18 protein-coding genes are annotated in these 19,245 nt (G+C 66.3%); 15 read left to right on the plus strand and 3 right to left on the minus strand.

From position 1 onward, the window contains the following. Position 1 precedes the first annotated feature (1 nt). Positions 2-535: a DinB family protein gene (locus AC1DXI_RS05575; protein ID WP_476937784.1), complete on the plus strand. Its 534-nt coding sequence runs from the start codon at positions 2-4 to the stop codon at positions 533-535. 111 nt (positions 536-646) lie between these two features. Here AC1DXI_RS05575 and AC1DXI_RS05580 read toward each other — a convergent pair whose 3' ends face one another. Beyond that, positions 647-1,984, minus strand: a complete 1,338-nt coding sequence (locus AC1DXI_RS05580; RefSeq protein ID WP_476937785.1) for an MFS transporter — start codon at positions 1,982-1,984, stop codon at positions 647-649. 267 nt (positions 1,985-2,251) lie between these two features. Here AC1DXI_RS05580 and AC1DXI_RS05585 point away from each other — a divergent pair, with 267 nt between their 5' ends. From AC1DXI_RS05585 to AC1DXI_RS05620, 8 genes are all read left to right on the plus strand, one after another. Then, positions 2,252-2,935 carry a GntR family transcriptional regulator gene (locus AC1DXI_RS05585; protein WP_476937786.1) on the plus strand — a complete coding sequence of 228 codons (684 nt, stop codon included), beginning with the start codon at positions 2,252-2,254 and terminating at the stop codon, positions 2,933-2,935. A 135-nt stretch (positions 2,936-3,070) separates the two neighbouring features. Then, complete coding sequence (locus AC1DXI_RS05590) at positions 3,071-4,417, plus strand: L-fuconate dehydratase (protein WP_476937787.1); 1,347 nt, start codon at positions 3,071-3,073, stop codon at positions 4,415-4,417. Continuing rightward, on the plus strand, positions 4,414-5,898 hold the full coding sequence (locus AC1DXI_RS05595) for an aldehyde dehydrogenase (NADP(+)) (RefSeq protein WP_476937788.1): 1,485 nt from the start codon (positions 4,414-4,416) through the stop codon (positions 5,896-5,898). Before AC1DXI_RS05590 ends, AC1DXI_RS05595 begins: the two co-directional genes overlap by 4 nt. Next, on the plus strand, positions 5,898-7,097 hold the full coding sequence (locus tag AC1DXI_RS05600) for a fumarylacetoacetate hydrolase family protein (protein WP_476937789.1): 1,200 nt from the start codon (positions 5,898-5,900) through the stop codon (positions 7,095-7,097). The genes AC1DXI_RS05595 and AC1DXI_RS05600 overlap by 1 nt, the downstream gene beginning before the upstream one ends. 149 nt (positions 7,098-7,246) lie before the next feature. Continuing rightward, complete coding sequence (locus AC1DXI_RS05605; RefSeq protein WP_476937790.1) at positions 7,247-7,549, plus strand: ArsR/SmtB family transcription factor; 303 nt, start codon at positions 7,247-7,249, stop codon at positions 7,547-7,549. Continuing rightward, complete coding sequence (locus AC1DXI_RS05610; RefSeq protein WP_476937791.1) at positions 7,546-8,622, plus strand: cation diffusion facilitator family transporter; 1,077 nt, start codon at positions 7,546-7,548, stop codon at positions 8,620-8,622. The genes AC1DXI_RS05605 and AC1DXI_RS05610 overlap by 4 nt, the downstream gene beginning before the upstream one ends. A gap of 187 nt (positions 8,623-8,809) precedes the next feature. Further along, entirely contained in the window at positions 8,810-9,415 is a 606-nt protein-coding gene (locus AC1DXI_RS05615; RefSeq protein WP_476937792.1) for a PadR family transcriptional regulator, read from the plus strand. Positions 9,416-9,651: 236 nt separating this feature from the next. After that, positions 9,652-9,828, plus strand: a complete 177-nt coding sequence (locus AC1DXI_RS05620; protein WP_476937793.1) for a CsbD family protein — start codon at positions 9,652-9,654, stop codon at positions 9,826-9,828. Between the two features lie 83 nt (positions 9,829-9,911). On the opposite strand, the gene AC1DXI_RS05625 is transcribed toward AC1DXI_RS05620, so the two are convergent. Beyond that, positions 9,912-10,850, minus strand: a complete 939-nt coding sequence (locus AC1DXI_RS05625) for a 5'-3' exonuclease (protein WP_476937794.1) — start codon at positions 10,848-10,850, stop codon at positions 9,912-9,914. 325 nt (positions 10,851-11,175) lie between these two features. Between AC1DXI_RS05625 and AC1DXI_RS05630 the strand changes: the two genes are divergently transcribed. After that, positions 11,176-11,766, plus strand: a complete 591-nt coding sequence (locus AC1DXI_RS05630) for a phosphotransferase (protein WP_476937795.1) — start codon at positions 11,176-11,178, stop codon at positions 11,764-11,766. 16 nt (positions 11,767-11,782) lie between these two features. Here the strand turns inward: AC1DXI_RS05630 and AC1DXI_RS05635 are convergent, their stop codons facing one another. Next, on the minus strand, positions 11,783-13,393 hold the full coding sequence (locus AC1DXI_RS05635; RefSeq protein WP_476937796.1) for a CYTH and CHAD domain-containing protein: 1,611 nt from the start codon (positions 13,391-13,393) through the stop codon (positions 11,783-11,785). 431 nt (positions 13,394-13,824) lie between these two features. On the opposite strand from AC1DXI_RS05635, the gene AC1DXI_RS05640 reads away from it, so the two are divergent. The 5 genes from AC1DXI_RS05640 to AC1DXI_RS05660 all read left to right on the plus strand — a co-directional run bounded on the left by AC1DXI_RS05640 (position 13,825) and on the right by AC1DXI_RS05660 (position 19,218). Then, positions 13,825-15,039, plus strand: coding sequence for a PP2C family protein-serine/threonine phosphatase (locus AC1DXI_RS05640; protein ID WP_476937797.1), 1,215 nt, complete (start codon positions 13,825-13,827; stop codon positions 15,037-15,039). Positions 15,040-15,128: 89 nt separating this feature from the next. Then, positions 15,129-16,418, plus strand: a complete 1,290-nt coding sequence (locus tag AC1DXI_RS05645) for a PP2C family protein-serine/threonine phosphatase (RefSeq protein ID WP_476937798.1) — start codon at positions 15,129-15,131, stop codon at positions 16,416-16,418. Between the two features lie 92 nt (positions 16,419-16,510). Then, positions 16,511-18,481, plus strand: coding sequence for a glycosyltransferase family 2 protein (locus tag AC1DXI_RS05650; RefSeq protein WP_476937912.1), 1,971 nt, complete (start codon positions 16,511-16,513; stop codon positions 18,479-18,481). Beyond that, positions 18,465-18,797, plus strand: a complete 333-nt coding sequence (locus AC1DXI_RS05655) for an STAS domain-containing protein (protein ID WP_370116945.1) — start codon at positions 18,465-18,467, stop codon at positions 18,795-18,797. The genes AC1DXI_RS05650 and AC1DXI_RS05655 overlap by 17 nt, the downstream gene beginning before the upstream one ends. Then, on the plus strand, positions 18,790-19,218 hold the full coding sequence (locus AC1DXI_RS05660) for an ATP-binding protein (protein ID WP_476937799.1): 429 nt from the start codon (positions 18,790-18,792) through the stop codon (positions 19,216-19,218). The genes AC1DXI_RS05655 and AC1DXI_RS05660 overlap by 8 nt, the downstream gene beginning before the upstream one ends. The last annotated feature ends 27 nt before the right edge of the window (positions 19,219-19,245 follow it).

Below are 19,245 nucleotides of genomic sequence, written 5' to 3' on the forward strand. Positions count from 1 at the left end.
GATGAGGGAAGAGATCCTGGCCGGGTACAGCCACGCCCGCCGTCACCTCGACGCCGTGCTGCAGAACGCTGCGCCCAAGGATCTCGACCGCAGAAGCGACGGGACCCGCTGGACCAACGAGGAGCTGCTCTTCCACATGGTCTTCGGCTACATGGTGGTCCGTGCCCTGCTTCCGCTCGTCCACGTCGTCAGCCGGCTCCCCCGCCCGGTTGGCCGGGCATTCGCTGCCGTCCTCAACGCGGGCACCGGTCCGTTTGATGTGGTGAATTACTGGGGTTCCCGGGCCGCCGCCCGGGTCTACAACAGGCGCCGGATGGGCCGGAAACTGGACAAAACCATCACTGCACTGTCCCGCCGGCTCGAACTCGAGAGCTCCCAATCCCTCGCGAGGTCGATGCCGTTCCCCGACAGGTGGGACCCTTTCTTCACGCCGCGGATGACGCTCAACGACGTTTACGCGTACCCCTCCCTTCATTTCGACTTTCACGCCGGGCAGTTGAGTCTTCGGCATCCGGACGCACCGGTCGAGTCCTAACGTTCAAGCCGAAATAGCATCGGGGTTCACCAGCGTCCGCTACCGTGCCAGCCAACTGCCCGACGTCGGACGGGCCGCCACCCGAAACACTGAGTGGCGGCCCCAAGTTACCTACACCGAGACTGCTGCCGGGACCTTCAGGGGCTCGATCTTGCCAAGGACGAACAGGTAATTCGCGGCCCCGATCAGTGAAACGATTCCAATGACCGCGAGCGGCGCCACGAAGGATCCCGTCTGATCCACCAGGACGCCGATCAGGATCGGTGTGAAGATGCCGGCCAGGTTGGAGGCAAAGTTCTGGAGTCCGCCAATGGATCCTACGTGCCGGGAGCTCGGGGCGACGTCGGCCGGCAGGGACCAGATGCCGGTGGCGGCGACAGTGAGGCTGGAATACGCTACTGAAAGAAGCGCCAGGGCCATCCATGCCTCCGGCACCACGGCAGCGAACATGATGACCGAACCGCCGATCAGGCCACCGGCGATGGCGGTCTTGCGGACCCGGGTCACCGAGACGCCGCGCTGTACCGCACGGTCGGCGACATAGCCGGCCAGCCAGCCGAAGGCCACGGCACAGATGCCCGGGATGGCACCAAAGAACCCGAGCTTGAGCAGGTCGAACCCGCGCTCCTTCACGAGGTAGCTCGGAAAGAACGTGATGAAGAAGTAGATAGCGGCGTTCAGGCAGAAAAAGCCGAACATCATGCTGAGTATGGTGCGGTACTTGAAGAGTGACCGCCACGGCAGCTTCGCTGCGCCGGCGTCGTCGTTCGCCTCGCTCCGGGCACCACCTTCCTGGATGTAGGACACCTCGGCGGCATTGGCAGTCGGGTGTTCCGCGGGGCTGCGGTACGTCTTCCACCACACGGCGGCCCAGACGAGGCCGGCAATGCCGATGATGATGAAGACCGCGTGCCACGAGGTGAACGCCACGATCAAAGTGACGATGGGCAGGGCGATGACCGCACCCACACGGGAGCCCGAATCCCAGATGCTGGTCGCAAAGGCCCGCTCGCGGACCGGGAACCAGGTGGCCACCACCTTGGCCGCGGTGCTCGGCGCCGGGCTTTCACCCACGCCCAACAGGAACCGGGCGGCGAAAAGGGACCAAAAGCTCGTGGACATGGCGGTGATCATGGTGAAGACGGACCACCAAACCGCTGCAAGGGAGAACGACTTCCGCGGCCCCACCTTGTCGACGTACCAGCCGGCTGCCAGTTGGCAGAAGTCGTAGGCCCAAAAGAAGGCGGCGAAGATGAGTCCCTGTTGGGTTGCCGAGAGTTCAAAGTCTTTGCCCATGAACGGCAAGGCCACGCTGAGGCTGGACCGGTCCAGATAGTTGATGCTCAGCCCGATGAAGGCGAGCCAAATGATCATCCAGCGTTTGCGGGTCATGGTGCGGGGCGAATTGAGGGATGACTTGGGGGCGAGCTTACTGCCGAGCGCAGTCATGCGGTCTCCTTTGACATAAACATGGCTTCGGGTGCCTGGGCACCGGGAGGGTCAGACGCCAAGAGTGCCAGCGCCAAAATCATATAGGAATCTGGTTAATCATATAGAGAATGTGATCCACGACAAGTCCCCCGCCGGAAAAACTTTCAGACCACCCCCTGACGCCCTGTGGCTTATGATTCCCACAGCGACTCCCACCACCCCACACAAAGAGGTAACCGCGTGCCCCCACGTCAATCGTCCGATCCAACCAGAGGCAAGGCAGCCGTGAGTGATGTCTACTCGGCCATGCGCGCCTCCATCCTCACGGGCGAAATCGAACCCGGCACGCGGATCAACATCGATGCCGTTGCCCGCAGCATGGGCGTCTCCCAGACTCCGGTCCGGGAAGTGCTCCAACGATTGGAGGGCGACAACCTGGTGGTCTACACGCCGGGGCGCGGTTACAGCACCACGCCCCTGCTGGACCTGGCCGAGCTTCGCTCCCTTTTTGAATTCCGGCTCCTGGTCGAGCCGTGGGCGGCCCGGTCCGCCGCCGTGGACCGGCTCGCCAATCCGGCCGCAGCCCTGGAAAAGGAGCTGTCGGCGTTCCGGGACAGGATGCAGAACAGCGGCGACCTTCGGCAGGACCTCGTGGCCCATGACACCCGCTTTCATGACACCATCCTCGCGGCGGCTGGAAACCCGGTTGTGCGGCACGCCTTCGCGCAAACCCACTGCCATCTGCACACGTTCCGCCTCTACCCCGCAGACGTCGACGGCGCCATCACCGTGACCGAGCACTCGGCCGTGCGGGAGGCCATCCGGACATGCCAACCGGAACGCGCCGAGGAGGCCATGGCCGAGCACATCAGAAACTCCTTCACCCGTTTTGCCCAGGCCTTCGAGGACAACACGGCCCTCTCGCCGCTGGAGGACAGCGGACCACCAAAGCCGCACATCGTCGGCTGAAGGTAAGCCCCGGCCTCTTGGCCGGGGCTTCTTTTCTCTCCGGAACACTTGATCTGGATCACGTTTCCTATATGATTATCGAAATTCATATAGGAATCGTGTCCACTCATTGAACTGACCTGAGAGAAGATATCCATGCCTTCCATCATCTCCATCCACACCCAGGACGTACGCTTCCCCACGTCGCTGGAACTCGATGGCTCCGACGCGGTCAACGTTGACCCCGACTACTCCGCCGCCTATGTCGTCATCCGCACCGATGCGGGGGACGAGGGCCACGGCTTTGTGTTCAGCTGCGGACGCGGCAACGAAATCCTCACGCATGCCATCGACGCCTACGCCCGCCTGCTCGTCGGCCGGGACATCGACGAACTGATCTACGACCTCGGCGGCGCATCAAAGCGCCTCATCCACGATTCCCAGCTGCGCTGGCTCGGCCCGGAAAAGGGCGTCACACAAATGGCCTGCGGTGCGCTCGTCAGCGCCCTCTGGGACATCCGCGCCCGGCGCGAAAACAAGCCCCTGTGGCTCCTCCTCAGCGAGATGCCTGCCGAGGAAATTGTCGACGTCGTCGATTTCACGCATATTCGCGACGCCCTGAGCCCGGAGCAGGCGCTGGACATCCTGCGGGCCGGCGAAGACGGAAAAGCTGCCCGGATCGCGGCCCTGAAAGTGGAGGGATATCCCGCGTACACCACGTCGCCCGGGTGGCTCGGCTACAGCGACGAGAAACTCGTCAGGTTGAGCAAGAAGGCAGCCGCCGACGGTTTCTCCATGATCAAGCTGAAGGTGGGCGGCAACCTCAACGATGACCGCCGCCGCATGGCCCTGGCCCGGGAGGCCGTCGGCGATCTCCCGATCGCGATCGACGCCAACCAGCGGTGGGAAGTTTCCGAGGCCATCGAATGGGTCAACCAGCTCGCAGAGTTCAACCCCTACTGGATCGAGGAGCCCACGAGCACGGACGACATTCTGGGCCATGCCGAGATCCGGAAGGGTGTTGCACCCGTGCGGGTCGCCACCGGCGAGGCCGTGGCGAGCCGCATCGTCTTCAAGCAGCTGCTGCAGGCCGGGGCCATTGACGTCCTCCAGCTGGATTCCACGCGGGTGGGAGGCGTGAACGAGAACATCGCCAACCTCCTGCTCGCCGCCCGCTTCGACGTGCCGGTCTGCCCGCACGCCGGCGGTGTGGGACTGTGCGAACTCGTCCAGCACTTCTCGTTCTTCGACTACGCGGCCATCACCGGAACCCAGGAAGGACGGATGATCGAATACGTGGACCACCTTCACGAGCACTTCGCCGAGCCGGTCCGCATCATCAACGGCCGGTACGCCGCCCCGGAACTGCCGGGCACCGGCGCCGAAATGTTCAGTGCCTCCCGCTCCCGCTGGGAGTTCCCCGCCGGAGCAGGGTGGGTGGAAGTGGGAAGCCGCGCCGCCGTCACGGGCGCGTCCCTGACCGAAGCCGGGGCGGTCCGATGACAACCACGGTTGAGGACCTCAATGCGTGCATCGACGCGGCCCAGGCCGCGTTCGAAAAGGGCCGCGCGGCCGATCCCCACACCCGCGCGTCATGGCTGGAGGCGGCAGCCGCCGGCCTGGAAACTGATGCGGATTCGCTGGTGGAAATCGCCCACCAGGAATCGCATCTGGGCGAGGCCCGGCTCCGGGGCGAATTGAAACGCGCCGTCTTCCAGCTCAGGCTCTTCGCGGCGGAAATCCGCCAGGGCGAGCACCTCGACGCCACCATCGACCACGCAGACCCGGACTGGGGCATGGGGCCGCGACCGGACCTGCGCCGGCTCAACGTGCCGATCGGCGTCGTGGGGGTTTTCGGGGCGTCCAACTTCCCCTTCGCCTTCAGCGTCATGGGCGGCGACAGCGCCTCGGCCCTGGCCGCCGGCTGCGCCGTCGTGCACAAGGCACACGACGGACACCTGAACCTTGCGGTTCGCACGGCCGAGACGGTGATCGCCGCACTCGACGCGGCTGGAGCACCGTCAGGCCTTTTCTCGCTCGTCACCGGCAGACCCGCGGCGGAGGCCCTGGTGGACCACCCGGCGGTCAAGGCCATCGGGTTTACGGGCTCGACGGCGGGAGGACGTGCCCTGTTCAACCGTGCCGCGGCCCGGCCCGAACCCATTCCGTTCTTCGGCGAACTGGGCGGCATCAATGCCGTTTTCGTCACCGAGAGTGCCTGGGGGTCCCGGCGCGAGGAAATCCTCAGCGGCTACGCCGGCTCATTCACGATGGGAATGGGCCAGTTCTGCACCAAGCCGGGGCTGCTGTTTGTTCCCCGCGGACAGACCGATCTCGTCCGGCAGGTCCTCGGTGGCGCCCTGACGGACTTCGCGGCAACCCAGTTGCTGAGCTCCCGGCTGCACGACGGATACCGGCAGTCAGTGACCGATCTGCAGAACAGCGCAGGCGTGGATGTCCTGGTGGAAGGAGACTTCGCCGAGGCTCCGGCGCCGACTGTGCTTCACACGACGGCAGCTGCCGTGCGCAGCGATCCGTCGATCCTCCGGCAGGAAATGTTCGGACCGGCCAGCCTGGTGGTGGAGTACGACGACGAGTCGGAACTCCCAGCCATCGCGGAACTTCTCGAGGGACAGCTGACCACCACCCTCCAGGCGGAGCCCGGCGACGACGTCGCCGACCTCGCCGAACGGTTGACGGACATCAGTGGCCGGGTGCTCTGGAACGGCTGGCCCACGGGAGTCACCGTCAGCTACGCCCAGCACCACGGCGGACCCTATCCTGCCACGACGTCCGCCACCACATCGGTGGGAACGGCCGCAATCCGCCGGTTCCTCCGGCCCGTGGCCTACCAGTCGTTCCCGGAGGGGCGGCTGCCCGAACCGCTGCAGGACGCCAACCGCTGGAACGTGCCGCAGCGGGTGGACGGAGTCTGGCGGCGTCCCGTCATCTCCGAGGGACTTCCTGAGAGTGAGGCCCAGTGATGAACTCACCCCTGAACATCGGCGGCGCGTCCGTGCTCCCGGACGATGCGGCGCAGGCATTGCTGATCGGTCGCGTCTGGGACGTTGAAACCTCGGGACCGCGGGTGGTCGCGGTCCAGGAGGAGGGGGTGTTCGATCTCCACCAGCTGGCCGGCACGGTCTCCGAACTCCTAGAACGCCCGGATGTTGTGGCGGACGTCCGCGCCGCGATGGTTGCGCCGCGCTGGAAGACTTCCGACGTGGTCGATGCGTCCCTGGCGCAGGACCCAACGCGGCCCCACTTCCTGGCGCCGGTGGACCTCCAGGTCATTAAAGCCTGCGGCGTCACCTTCGTGGACAGCATGATCGAGCGCGTGATCGAGGAGCGTTGCGGCGGGGACGCCAGCAAGGCCAACGAGGTGCGGGAGCTGGTGAGCAACGCCCTCGGCGGCAGCATCGGCGCGATCCGCCCGGGCTCCCCGGCAGCGGCCCAGGCCAAAAAGGTCCTGATCGCGGAGGGTCTTTGGTCGCAGTACCTGGAGGTGGGCATCGGACCGGACCCCGAGGTCTTCACGAAGGCCCCGGTCCTGTCCTCGGTGGGACTTGGCGCGGGAATCGGGATCCCGTCCTTTTCCGCATGGAACAACCCCGAGCCGGAACTGGTGCTGATCGTCACCTCGGCCGGCAAGGTTGTGGGCGCGACACTTGGCAACGACGTGAACCTCCGGGATGTGGAGGGCCGGAGCGCCCTGTTGCTGGGAAAGGCGAAAGACAATAACGCGTCCAGCGCTTTGGGCCCCCTGATCCGGCTGTTCGATGCCGGATTCAGCCTGGAAACGCTGCGCCAGGAAGAGATCCTGCTGCGGGTCGAGGGCCAGGACGGCTATTCGCTCGAGGGCCGGAACTCCGTGGCCCGGATCAGCCGGCCGTTCGAGGAACTCGTGGCGGCGACGTTCGGCAAGCACCATCAGTACCCGGACGGGTTCGCGCTGTTCACCGGCACCCTGTTCGCCCCGACCCAGGACCGCGACGAGCCGGGGCAGGGATTCACCCACCACATGGGCGACCGAGTGACGATCAGAAGCAGCCATCTCGGGGCCCTGATCAATCCCGTGGGCGCTGCGGAAGAGCTGCCGGAATGGTCGTTCGGGCTGCGGCAACTGTTCGGCTATCTGCAGTCCCAGCAGCATGTTCAAGCCGTATCCCTCGGCGGGCGGTAGCATGTCCCGCCCGTCCGAAAGTCCCGGCTCGACCCGCTAGGAGGGGCGGGGGGGGGGGGGGGGGGGGGGGGGGGGGGGGGGGGGGGGGGGGGGGGGGGGGGCTCACCGAGGACAGCCAGTACGTCGAACTGGCTGTGGAGGTTTTTGCCATGCTGGCCGATGCCACCCGGGTCAGGCTCATCCTGGCCCTGCGCCACGGCGAGCTGCCCGTCAACGTGCTGGCCGAAAAGGCCGGGAAATCGGCGGCCGCGGTTTCCCAGCACCTGGCCAAGATGCGGCTGGCGCGCATGGTCGCCACCCGCCAGGAGGGCACCAAAGTCTACTACCGTCTGCAGGACGGGCACGCCTGGCAGCTCGTGGCCGACGCCATTCACCAGGCCGAACACACGCTCGGCACGGCTCCGCATCACAGCACCGCCCCGCACAGCCTCAAGAGGGAGGCCGGCGCATGAACCAGCCCCTGCGCCCCGGCCACGATGTCCACCCGCACGCGCACGGACATGCTCACGACGGCGACCATCACCACCACCACGGGCCGGACAGTCATGTCCACGCGACCGGCTTCAAGGGGTGGCTGCAGGAGCTCTTCGTGCCCCACTCCCATGACTCCGCCGACTCGATCGACTCAGTCCTGGAGACAAGCTCCCAAGGCATTCGCGCTGTCAAGGTCTCCCTGCTCGGACTGGGGGCCACGTCGCTGTTCCAGCTGGTCATCGTCCTCATCAGCGGCTCCGTGGCACTGCTGGCGGACACGGTCCACAATTTTTCCGATGCCCTGACCGCCGTACCGCTGTGGATCGCCTTTCTGCTCGGACGCCGCCGCGCGACCCGGACGTACACCTACGGATTCGGCCGTGCCGAGGACCTCGCCGGACTGTTCATTGTGGCGATGATCGCACTCTCCGCCGTGGTGGCCGCCGTCGAGTCCATCCGCCGCTTCTTTGAACCCCAGCCCGTCCAGAACCTGGGCTGGGTGCTCGCCGCCGGACTCGTGGGCTTTGCCGGCAACGAACTTGTCGCGATCTACAGGATCCGCGTGGGACGGCGGATCGGTTCCGCCGCACTCGTCGCCGATGGCATTCACGCCCGCACCGACGGCTTCACGTCGCTGGCCGTCGTCGCCGGAGTCATCGGCATCTGGCTCGGATTTCCGCTTGCGGATCCGATCGTGGGACTGCTCATTTCCGCAGCCATCGCCATGCTCCTCTGGGGAACCATCCGCGACATCGGGCGCAGGCTCATGGACGGCGTCGACCCGAACCTGACGGAACGCCTGGCAGCGGTTGTCACCGCCCACGCCCCCGCGGGCGCAACATCCCGGCTGCGCTGGTCCGGCCACCGGCTTCACGTCGAGGTCTCCATTCCCCTGACCACGATCACCGACCTGGGGGAACTTGCCACAGTCCACGACGAAATCGACCACGCCACCCGCCACGCACTCCCGAACGTGGGATCGGTGACAACGGTGCCCACGTTCGACCGGGCAGCGCCGGCCGGACCACCGCCTCGCCCGGGCCACGGATAACGGCGGCCGTCCCGGAAGACCTGCTCTCTCCGGGACGTGCCCGACGGCGGCCGGCAACCTCCCTGAGTCAACGGACACCGAAGTGGATCGACCCTTGACCGATGATATTCACCGATATATCGTTAATTATCGCCGAATGATCGGCGACCATCATTGATTTCACCTGATTTGGAAGGTCGATGCCGCTATGAAAGGCATGCATGACGACAAATTCACGGATGGCGGTCCCGCCCAGGCACGCTTCGGGCGCGGCAGGAGCCGCCGCGGACCCCACGGACACAGCGGTTTCGGCCCGGGCCGCGGGTTTGGGCCGGGTTTCGGCCCGGGTTTCGGACCAGGTTTCGGCCCCGGCGGGTCACGGCGGGCCAGCAGGGGCGATGTTCGTTCGGCGATTCTCTCCCTCTTGGCCGAATCACCGTCCAACGGCTACGGGCTGATCAAGACCATTGCGGAAAAGACGTCGGGAGCCTGGCGGCCGAGCCCGGGGTCCGTCTACCCGACGCTCCAGCAGCTCGTTGATGAAGAGCTCATTGCGCCCGTAGGCGATGGCCGGCGCACCGAGTTCACCCTCACCGATTCCGGCAAGGCCTACGTGGCCGATCACGCCGAGGAGCTGGGGAACGCCTGGAACACCGACCCCGAGGGATCCGGACCTGCGTTCCACCAGAGCGTCGGAAAACTCGTGGGAGTCATCCACCAATTCCGCTTCTCGGCAACCGAGGAACAACGCAATGCCGCAATGACGGTAATCGATGACACCCGCCGCGCGCTCTACCGCATCCTTGCCGACTAACACCGCCGCTTCAGCTGGCGCGCAGCCATCCCTGCCAATGGTCCCTGCCCGAATATCTCCGCCTGGCGGGAATTGCATTCCGGCCCCGTGATCGCCTGATTTCGATTGTTGTCCTGGAGCCGAGGAGCGCCCGGACCGCCCCAAATGGCCCCCGCTTTCCACGGTTCTGTCCCTACAATTAAGTGTGGCCTCCATGGCATTCACGTCGCGGGGGCGACCAAATAAGGAGGATCATCATGGGCCTGGGTGACAAGATCCACAACGCCACCGAGAAACTCCACGGCAAAGGCAAAGAGACGGCAGGCAAAGCCACCGGTGACGAGAAGATGAAGGCCGAAGGCAAAAGCCACCAATTCAAAGCAGACCTGAAGCAGGCCGGCGAAAAGGTCAAGGACGCCTTCAAGAAACACTGAACACAGGCCGGCGGAGGGCGGAGGTGCGGTCCGGATCGCACTTCCGCCCCGGCCATTTGCCCCCACAATCCAGGGGACTCCCCCTAACGACGCAGGTCGAACGCCTCCAGGAGCCGCCGGACCGAGCCGCCGAGGTTCCACTCTGTGGCGAGACGCTCAAGCTCGGCGCGCGAACCGCCTGGGACAGGGTGCAGCTGCGCGCCCGCCTCCTCGAGCGTCGGCAGCTCCAGGTCCCGCACGATCTTCACGACGGCGGGCGCGACCGTGAGGTAGTCGGCCGCCGCGGCGAGCTTCGACCGCACGGCGGTGGACAGCCCGCTCCCTGCGTCCGCGGCAGCCGCGAGCAGCCCGTCGAGCGTGCCGTACTCGCCGAGCAGCGACGCGGCGGTTTTCTCGCCGATGCCGGCAACGCCCGGCAGCCCGTCGGAGGTGTCACCGCGCAGGGTCGCGTAGTCGGCATACTGCCCGGGCAACACGCTGTACTTGCCGACGACGACGACGTCGGTCAGGACTTCAAGGTTCTTCATGCCGCGCGCGGTGTAGATTACCCGCACCTGACGGGCGTCGTCGACGATCTGGAAGAGGTCGCGGTCGCCTGTCACCACATCGACCGGAAGCTCGGCGTGGCTGGCATAGGTGCCGATGACGTCGTCGGCCTCGTGGTCAGCAGCCCCGACGACGGCGATGCCGGCGAGCTCGAGCACCCGGCGGATCATCGGAATCTGCGCCTCGAGCGCGTCCGGCACCACCTCCACATCGGGGGCGCCCGCCACCGCCTCGGCGACCCGATGCGACTTGTAGCTCGGGATGAGATCCACCCGCCACTGCGGGCGCCAATCATCATCCCAGCACGCGACGAGATGCGTCGCCCCGTAGTCGGTGGTGAGCCGTGCGATCATGTCGAGCAGCCCGCGAACGGCATTCACCGGGGTGCCGTCCCCGCGGCGGATCGTGTCGGGCACGCCGTAGAACGCACGAAAGTACAGCGACGCAGTGTCGAGGAGCATCAGGCGGTCGGTCATGACTGATCCTGACACGGATGCGCCCGCTGGCGGCAGACCGTCCCGGTTCCATCTTCGGAAGGGGCACAAAGTGACGCAGTCGACGCCGATGTCCGGGCCCTGTGATGCCGGGGCGGGCCCTTGCCCCCTAGCCTGCGGCGGGGTCGACGCGGGTAGATTTGGGCGGATGGATGGGGAAGAGGTTCTGGCCGGAGGCAATTCGACTCTCGTCACGCGGGTCGGTGACACAGTGCGCCGGACCGCAGGACCGTGGACGCCAGCCGTCCATTCGCTCCTCGAAACGCTTCGGCATGCTGGCATCACTGAGGTCCCCCAGGCACTGGGCATGGACGAACATGGCCGGGAGGTCCTCAGCTTCCTCGACGGCGATGCAGCACATTACCCGCTGCCGGACTGGATTTGGAAACCTTGCCTTCTGCGTGACGCCGGGGCCCTACTCCGCCGCATCCACGACGCCACCGTCGGACTGGCCCGGGCGGATCTCACGTGGCAGCTGCCCACGCACCAGCCCGCAGAAGTCGTGTGCCACAACGACGCTGCGCCGTACAACATGGTGTTTGCCGACGGGCGGCTGACCGCGCTCATCGACTTCGACACGGCCTCGCCGGGGCCACGGATCTGGGACTTTGCCTACCTGGCCTACCGGCTCGTGCCGCTGGGAGAGAACGGCGGCCCCGGGGCCCCGGACGAGCAGCAGCGGCTGTCCCGTCTGGATGCCCTCATTGACGCGTATGGTGTCCGCTTCGGACACGGGCAAGTGTTCCAAACCCTGGCGGCGAGGCTGGACGAACTGGCGGAGCTGACGGACGGCCGCGCTGCGGCTACCGGACGGGAGGATTTTCTCGATCACTCCGCCATGTACCGCAAGGATCGCGGCAGAGTGTCCGCGATGGCCCGCAGGCTGTCCGTCCGGTAGCTCGACGCATCCCGGATCAGGGTCGCAGCCGCAGGCCGCGAAGCTTTTTCCCTGCCTTGCGGGCTTTGGTCTCCGTCTTGCGGGCAATGCGTTCTTCCATCGCCAGCAAGCTCTCGAAGCCGAGGTCGGTATCGGCGGGCCGGTCCGGGGTGGCCGCGAGTCTGTGCAGGAGGTCGGTCGCCATGACGCTGTCCTGATGGTCGCCGAGTACTGTCTGGAGCCGTCCGGCCGCTTTAGTGAGTTTGGCGGCGCGTTTGCCGTGGATCTCCGTGACCGATTCGCCCGCGTGGCGCAGGCGTTTGGCGTCTTTTCGGACCTCATGCAGCGCCGTGTCGCGTGCGGCCGTGTCGGCGGAGCCTTTGACGGCCTTCCGGGCACGCTCCACCCGCTGTGCGGCCTTGTTCACCAGCTTGGCCGTCACCTTGCGCGCGGGCCGGAAGGCGCGGGGCTTGGCAGGGGGGTGGTCCCGGAAGTCCTCCAGGGCGCCCAGGAGACGGAAATAGCGGCCGGTCCGGAGGGTCTTCAGGACGTTTCTGTAGCCCGCGTCATGGGCTGCGACCAGTTCCTGCTCGATCATCTGGGTCAACAGGCCGGACCTCTGTACTTCGGGGAGCTCCAGGATGTGCTGGCGGAGCCGCTCCAGCATGACTTCGGCATCGCGGGCCGGACCCAGAACCTGGCCCAGCCACTTCAGTTCGGCCTGGAGTTCCCGCACCGCTGACCGGTTGAAGAGTTTGCGATAGGTGGCCAGGGCGGACCGCGCCCGGCGGGTCGCGGACCGCATCTTGTGGACGGAATCCGGTGTCCCCATCCGCACGCCCGGATCATTGGCGATGAAGTCGCCGATCCGCGCGTCCAAGTAGGCGGTCACGACGTCGACTGCCGGTCCCTTCTTCCGGGGCTTCGGAGTCCGGGGACTGAACTCGGCCGGCCAGGCATCGCCCAGGGCGCGGGCGACTTTGGAAGGATAAGCGGAGTGGCTGGCTCCGGTAGATGTCAGGGTTGCGGCGGCAGCCTCGAAGAGCCCCGCTGTGCCGTGGACGAGTTCGAGCTCCCATTCACGCCAATCTACGGCGGGTCCGGGCGGCCGCAGGGCCTCGGCACGAACGTGGTCGTCGGCGAAGTCGGCCAGGTGCTCACCGCCAGGCCCATAGAGCCGGTAGGTGGTGCGCCGCGTGCTCAGCCGGGCGACGGGCACGAGTGCCTCGCCCCGGATGAAGACCTGCAGATGGTCGGACAGTTCTTCCGGAACAGTCTCCGGCTGGCCCAGCGGCGCATGGATCTCCTCCCGCTGGTCCGTTCCGGCGGGAAGCTTGAGGTGCCAGCCCTCATCGGCTCCGCCCGTGCGGCGCCGCAGGGTCATGCGCCGTGCCGCGAGGGCCAGGGCCGGCGTATCGAAGTACACAGCCTCAAGCTGATCCGTCACAGGCTCGGCGACGTGGTCCACACCCTCGATTTCCTGCAGATCCGGCAGCGGCGCGGAGATCCCGGCGTCGTACTTTTGTTCCGATTCAAGTTTTCCCGGGGTGTCCATGGCGGTCAGGACTCCCCACGGGACGCGCGTTCCCGCGGCAGCGAACTCATGGGCCTGTTGATGACCGTCATGGCGGGCCTCCTCTACTGGCACCGCTGGAACATGGCCTTGGTTCTGCGGGGGGCGTGTCCGGCCGGTGCCTTGGCGGTGCGCCCAGCCCGATTCTAGGCTCTGCGCGAATCGGCGACCAGACCGGTCGTCGACGGCTGTTTGGCCCGTTCGGCAAAGACATCGGGACAGGCCTCCTGCGGCTGCCCCCACGCCGCGTGAGACAGGAACGCCCTGGACTTGCCCGGGCGGGCGTTTCACCGTTCAAAGTATTTGCGGACTGCACGGGAACGAACATTTAAGACGCGACAACGCCCCGGGCCCCGATCGACGGTAGGGTAGCCTGACCGAGGTCCCGCCGGCTGGCGATGAGCTCGATCGAAGGGTGGGAGCCCGCCGCGGGGGCAGCGTACTCCCACGTCAAACGGCCGTGACAGCCTCGTTGGGCTCAATCGCCTCAGATGTGTGAAGGACGTATGACAAGCACGGGCTACGAATCCGAATCCCGACTCCGTGGAGCTGAAGCCCCGGAGTGGGCGCGGCTGGAGGACCTTTCCAGAACCGGCCTTCTGGACACACCCTCGGAGGAGCGCTTCGACCGGATCACGCGGCTCGCTCAGGGGCTTTTCGGCGTCAGTGCGGCCAGCATCTCCCTGATCGCCGAGAACCGGCAGTTCCTGAAATCCTTCGTCGGTCCGCTCGCCCGCGAGTCGGAGCGGCGTGACACGTTCTGCACCGAGGCGATCAAGTCCCCGGGAACCATGATCGTGGAGAACGCCCTCACCGACGAACGCTTCCGGCAGAGCCCGCTCGTGACCGGCAATCCCCACATCCAGTTCTACGCAGGCCATCCCCTCACCGGGCCCGGCGGGACGCACGTCGGAACGTTCTGCATCATCGACCAGGCGCCCCGGGCATTCAGCGCAGAGCAGCAGAAGATCCTCGAGGACCTCACTGAAATCATCCAGCGCGAAATGAACCTTTCGTGGGACATCGACAACGGAGCCAGGGTGCAACGGGCCCTGCTTCCGCCCACTCCCCCCGCGCCGGCCGGCTACTCGCTGGGCACCTGCTTCTACCCCGCCTCCGGACTCAGCGGTGACTTCTACGAGCTCGGCACGACAGCGGCCGGCCAATTCCGCATTACCGTCGGCGACGCCATGGGCAAAGGCATCGGTCCGGGCATCGTGGCCGGCACCGTTCGGTCCGCCTTCGCCCACACCGGCTGGGAAGCCGAGCCGTCCCGCATCTTCGAGGACGTGGCCGGGAGCCTCGACGATACCCTGGCCCGTGTGGGGTCTTATGCGACGGTGTTCCATGCGCTAATAGACCCTGCCACCGGCACAGGCCATTATGCCGACGCCGGCCAGGGACTGAGCTACATCCTCCGTTCCGACAACACGATTGAACGCCTGTCCCCGACCGGGCCGCCACTGGGCCTGATACCCGGTCAAAGCTGGGACACGCACGCGTTCAGGCTCGCCCCGGGTGATGCCATCCTGATTCCGACCGACGGCCTCCTGGACCTGCACGGCGGCGACCTCGGCCGTCTCGCCGCAGCCCTGGACAGCCGCCAGGCCCGGGATCATCCGGACACCGCTGTGAAGAAACTGTGCGACCGGCGGGGGAAGCGCGGCATCCTGGACGACATCACGGCGGTCCTGCTTCAGCGCGAACCAGAATCCGTCTAAGTGCGCCCGCCGTGTGCGCCGCACCGAGGCCCGGTAGGATGCCTTCGGGACGAACGCCGGGCAACACTTGGCGGATCAAGGGGGAGTCAGTGGCTGTAACGCGTGAAGCCGTCCTGACGGGTGTGGACGAACTCTCACCGTTCTGGAAGCAGGTCCCATTCCTGGTGTTCTTCATCGTGGCCGCGGTCATGAGCAGCACCATCCCGACCCTCACGGTGAGTGACTGGGGTGCCCTGGTTGCCGGAGCGGCCCTGACGGCTGCCGCGACCGGGTACGCCGCGGCGGCGGCCCAGCCAGGTCCGGCACGATTTGCAGCGATCGTACCGTCCCTGGATTTCCTGGCGGCCGGCGCTTTGCGCCACGGCACCGGAGAGAGCCACTCAATCTATGCCTCGATCGTCCTGCTGCCGGTACTTTGGTTCGCGGCCAGGGAGGGCCGCCACAATGTTGGCTACGCGGCTGTGGGCGCCACGGTGGCGATCATGGTCCCGTTCGCCCTCGGCTCCAGCATCGATGCGAACCCGAACGAACTTTTCCGCGGGCTCTACAGCACGCTCATCTTTGTCCTGGGCGCCTTTGTGGTCAACGAGCTGGCGCGGCGGGCACGCCGCCGCCTGCACTCCGCACGGGCCCAGGCGGCCGCGGCGACGGCGGAACTCAGCCGGGCCGCCCAGATCCAGCGCTTTCTGCTGCCGAAGAACGCCGCTCCCCTGCCCGGTTACCAGACTGCCGGGGCCTGCATCCCCTCCAAGGCCGTCGGCGGAGACTTCTTCGACTGGTACCTGATCGAGGACGGCCTTGGGTTCACCCTCGGCGACGTCATGGGCAAGGGCGCCGGGGCCGGCATGATTGCCGCGACCACCCGCGCCGTCATCCGCAGCGCCAAAAACAGCGAAGACCCTGTGACGGCGCTGACACTGACGCAGGACTGCCTTGCCACCGACCTGAGCCAGGCCGGCTCGTTCGCGACACTGTTCCACGCCCGGCTCCGGGCCTCCGACGGGCGGATCCTGTTCTCGGACGCCGGCCACGGCTTGACCCTGGTTATCCGGACAGATGGCACTTGGGAGAGGCTCTCCTCGGAAAACATGCCGGTGGGCCTGCTTCCGGACAGCCGGTGGGAATCGTTCGAGACCCGGCTGAACCCGGGAGACATGATTGTCAGCTTCAGTGACGGCGTCTTGGACCTCTACGACGGAACCCTTGCCGCCGTCGACGAGATCGGAAAACTCGGCGTCGCCGCGGAGTCCGCGAAAGACCTCGTGGACTCCGTGCACCGGCGGGCACAGGGCACCTCCAATCCCGATGACGTCACCATCCTCGCCGTCCGGCGGGACGGCCAACGCCCACTCACCCCTCGCGAAAGGACGCTCGTGTGACCGAAACGCCGCGCTACCCAGACCCCGACGGCGCCGACGCGCCACAGCAACGCTCCGGGAGCGCCGCGCAACTCTTCGGGGTACGGCTCCTCGTGCTCCTGACGTTGCTGGCCGGCGTCAACTACGTGGCCTGGCGCTGGCTCGCGTCACTGAACTGGGACGCGTGGTGGATCGCCGTGCCGCTGGTCGCCGCCGAGACCTACAGCCTGATCGACGTGCTGCTCTTCGGGATGACAGTCTGGCGGCTAAAGTCCCGCACACCGCCCGCACCGGCCCCCGCGGACGCCACAGTTGACGTTTTCATAACGACGTACAACGAGCCGCTGGCGCTGGTGATGACGACGGCGCTTGCCGCCCAAAAGATCCGGCACCCGCACAGCACCTGGATCCTTGACGATGGTGACAGGCCCGCGCTCCGGCAACTGGCCGCGGCGAGCGGACTGGGGTACGTGACCCGAAGCGCGGAATGGAGCGGGATGCCCCGGCACGCGAAAGCGGGGAACCTGAACAACGCCCTGATGCAAACCGAGGGCGAGTTCCTGCTCATCCTCGACGCGGACCAGATCCCCGAACCGGACATTCTGGACAGGACGCTGGGCTACTTCAACAACCGCAAAGTCGCCCTCGTCCAAACGCCCCAATATTTCAGCAACGTCCCGGCCGACGATCCCCTGGGCAGCCAGGCGCCCTTGTTCTACGGCCCCATCCAGCAGGGCAAGGACGGCTGGAACGCTGCCTTCTTTTGCGGCTCCAACGCCATCCTCCGCCGGGAGGCCCTCATGCAGCTGGGACTGTTGGGGTACGTCAGGGAAACCGAGAAGAGTATCCGGCGCGCCCTCAGCGCATCCCAGGCCGCCATCCGCAAGGCACGCAAAGCGGCAACCGGCGAGTCCATGCTTATGCAGCGCACCCTCGACGAGGTCGAAGCGGCAACCGAAGAGGCCCGCCGCCGGCTCGACGCCGGCGACTCGCTCAGCGAAATCACGTACCGGGCACGACGCCGGGTGGACCAGGCCGTCCAGGCACTGGTGCTGGCCGACGTGTCCGCCCTTCAGGCCGACCTGGAGGAGATTGCCGCAATGTCGCCGGTGGAGTTCGGTGACGCCGGAGTACCCGTGGTTACCGACGATGCTGTGCAGCGCATGGCGGCCCGGGACTGGTCTCCGCTCGGGGCAATCGAGTCCGTGCAGGCGGTGCTGGACGCGTTGTCGGTCGAACGGACCGACGAGGCTCAGCCGGTCATGCCGCTGGCCACGATCTCCGTGACGGAGGACATGGCCACGTCCATGCGCATGCACGCCATGGGATGGCAAAGCGTCTACCACCACGAGGTCCTGGCCTACGGGCTGGCACCCGAAGACATCGGCACCATGCTGACCCAGCGCCTGCGCTGGGCCCAGGGCACCATCCAGGTGTTCCTGCGGGAGAACCCGCTCCTTCAGCGCGGGCTGAAGCTGGGCCAGCGGCTCATGTACTTCGCAACGATGTGGACCTACCTCAGCGGCTTCGCCGCCGTCGTCTATTTCGCCGCGCCGATCATTTACCTGATCTTCGGGATCCTGCCCGTCACCAGCCTCAGCGCCGACTTCTTCCTGAGATTCATTCCGTTCATGGTGGTCAACCAGCTCCTCTTTGCCGTTGCCGGCAGGGGCATCCCCACCTGGCGCGGTCAGCAATACAGCCTCGCCCTGTTCCCCACCTGGATCAAAGCATGTACGACGGCGGCCCGGAATGTCTGGTTCGGACACCCCCTCGGCTTCGCCGTCACGCCGAAGGACCGCCAGTCCGGAGGTCCACGATGGAGCCTGATCCGCCCACAGATCGCCGTGTCGGTCGTACTGTTCATCGCGTCGGTTGTTGGGATTGGGCGGCTCGTTGCCGGAATGTCCGAGCCGGTCGGCACACTCGTCAACGTATTCTGGGTGGTGTTTGACCTGATCGTCATGAGCATCCTGGTGCGGGCCGTCCTGTACCGCGGATACCCTGCCGGCAGTTCCGGCGATGACCCCGACACCAGCAACGAGACCTCCACCGAAAGGGCCCTCCGTGGACCTGAGCTATGAAGTGAAAGACAGCTACGCCGAGATAACAGCCGCCGGCCGGCTCAACATGGTGTCGGCGCCGAAACTGCGGGAACTGGTGGCGGAAGTTGTCGCTTCGGGCTCCGCCCGGATCGTGATCAACCTCGAAGCGACAGCGTTCATGGACTCGTCCGGGCTGGGAGCGCTCATCGGGTGCCTCAAGGCCGCCCGGCAAGCCGGCGGCGACCTTCGGATCGCGGCCGTCCAGCCCCAGGTTCAAATGGTCCTGGGCCTTACCAGCATGGACAAAGTCCTGACTTCGTACCCCTCCGCGGCTGAAGCTTTCGGGGATGACTGACATTCTCGCCCGGCGGACGCTCCGCCAGACGGCACTTCCGGAGGCCATTGAGTCCGTGCATACCGAGCTCGACAAACTGTGGGAAGACGCTTCCTTCGTCCCGGACATGGACCGCATGACGTTCGCCACGGCCGTGATCGAAGCTGCCAGCAATGTGGTGCAGCACGCCGTTCCCGAATCCACGAAACCGGTGGAACTCGGGGTGGACATCAGCGCTACGTCCGTCAGGCTGGAGGCCCGGGTCAGTGCCTTCAATGCCGCCTGCCCCGACCCCATTGATACTGACGCCGCCATGCCGGACGGCGAGGCTGAATCAGGGCGCGGGCTCGCTCTCATTCGCGCCCTGGTCACCACCGTGACATTCAAGCGCCAGGACGGGACCAACACCTGGATCCTGTCAAAGTCCCCGCTGCACGACTGAGCGGAATCCTTGGACAATCCTCGGGAT

This window comes from Arthrobacter sp. P1_H7 (assembly GCF_056405215.1).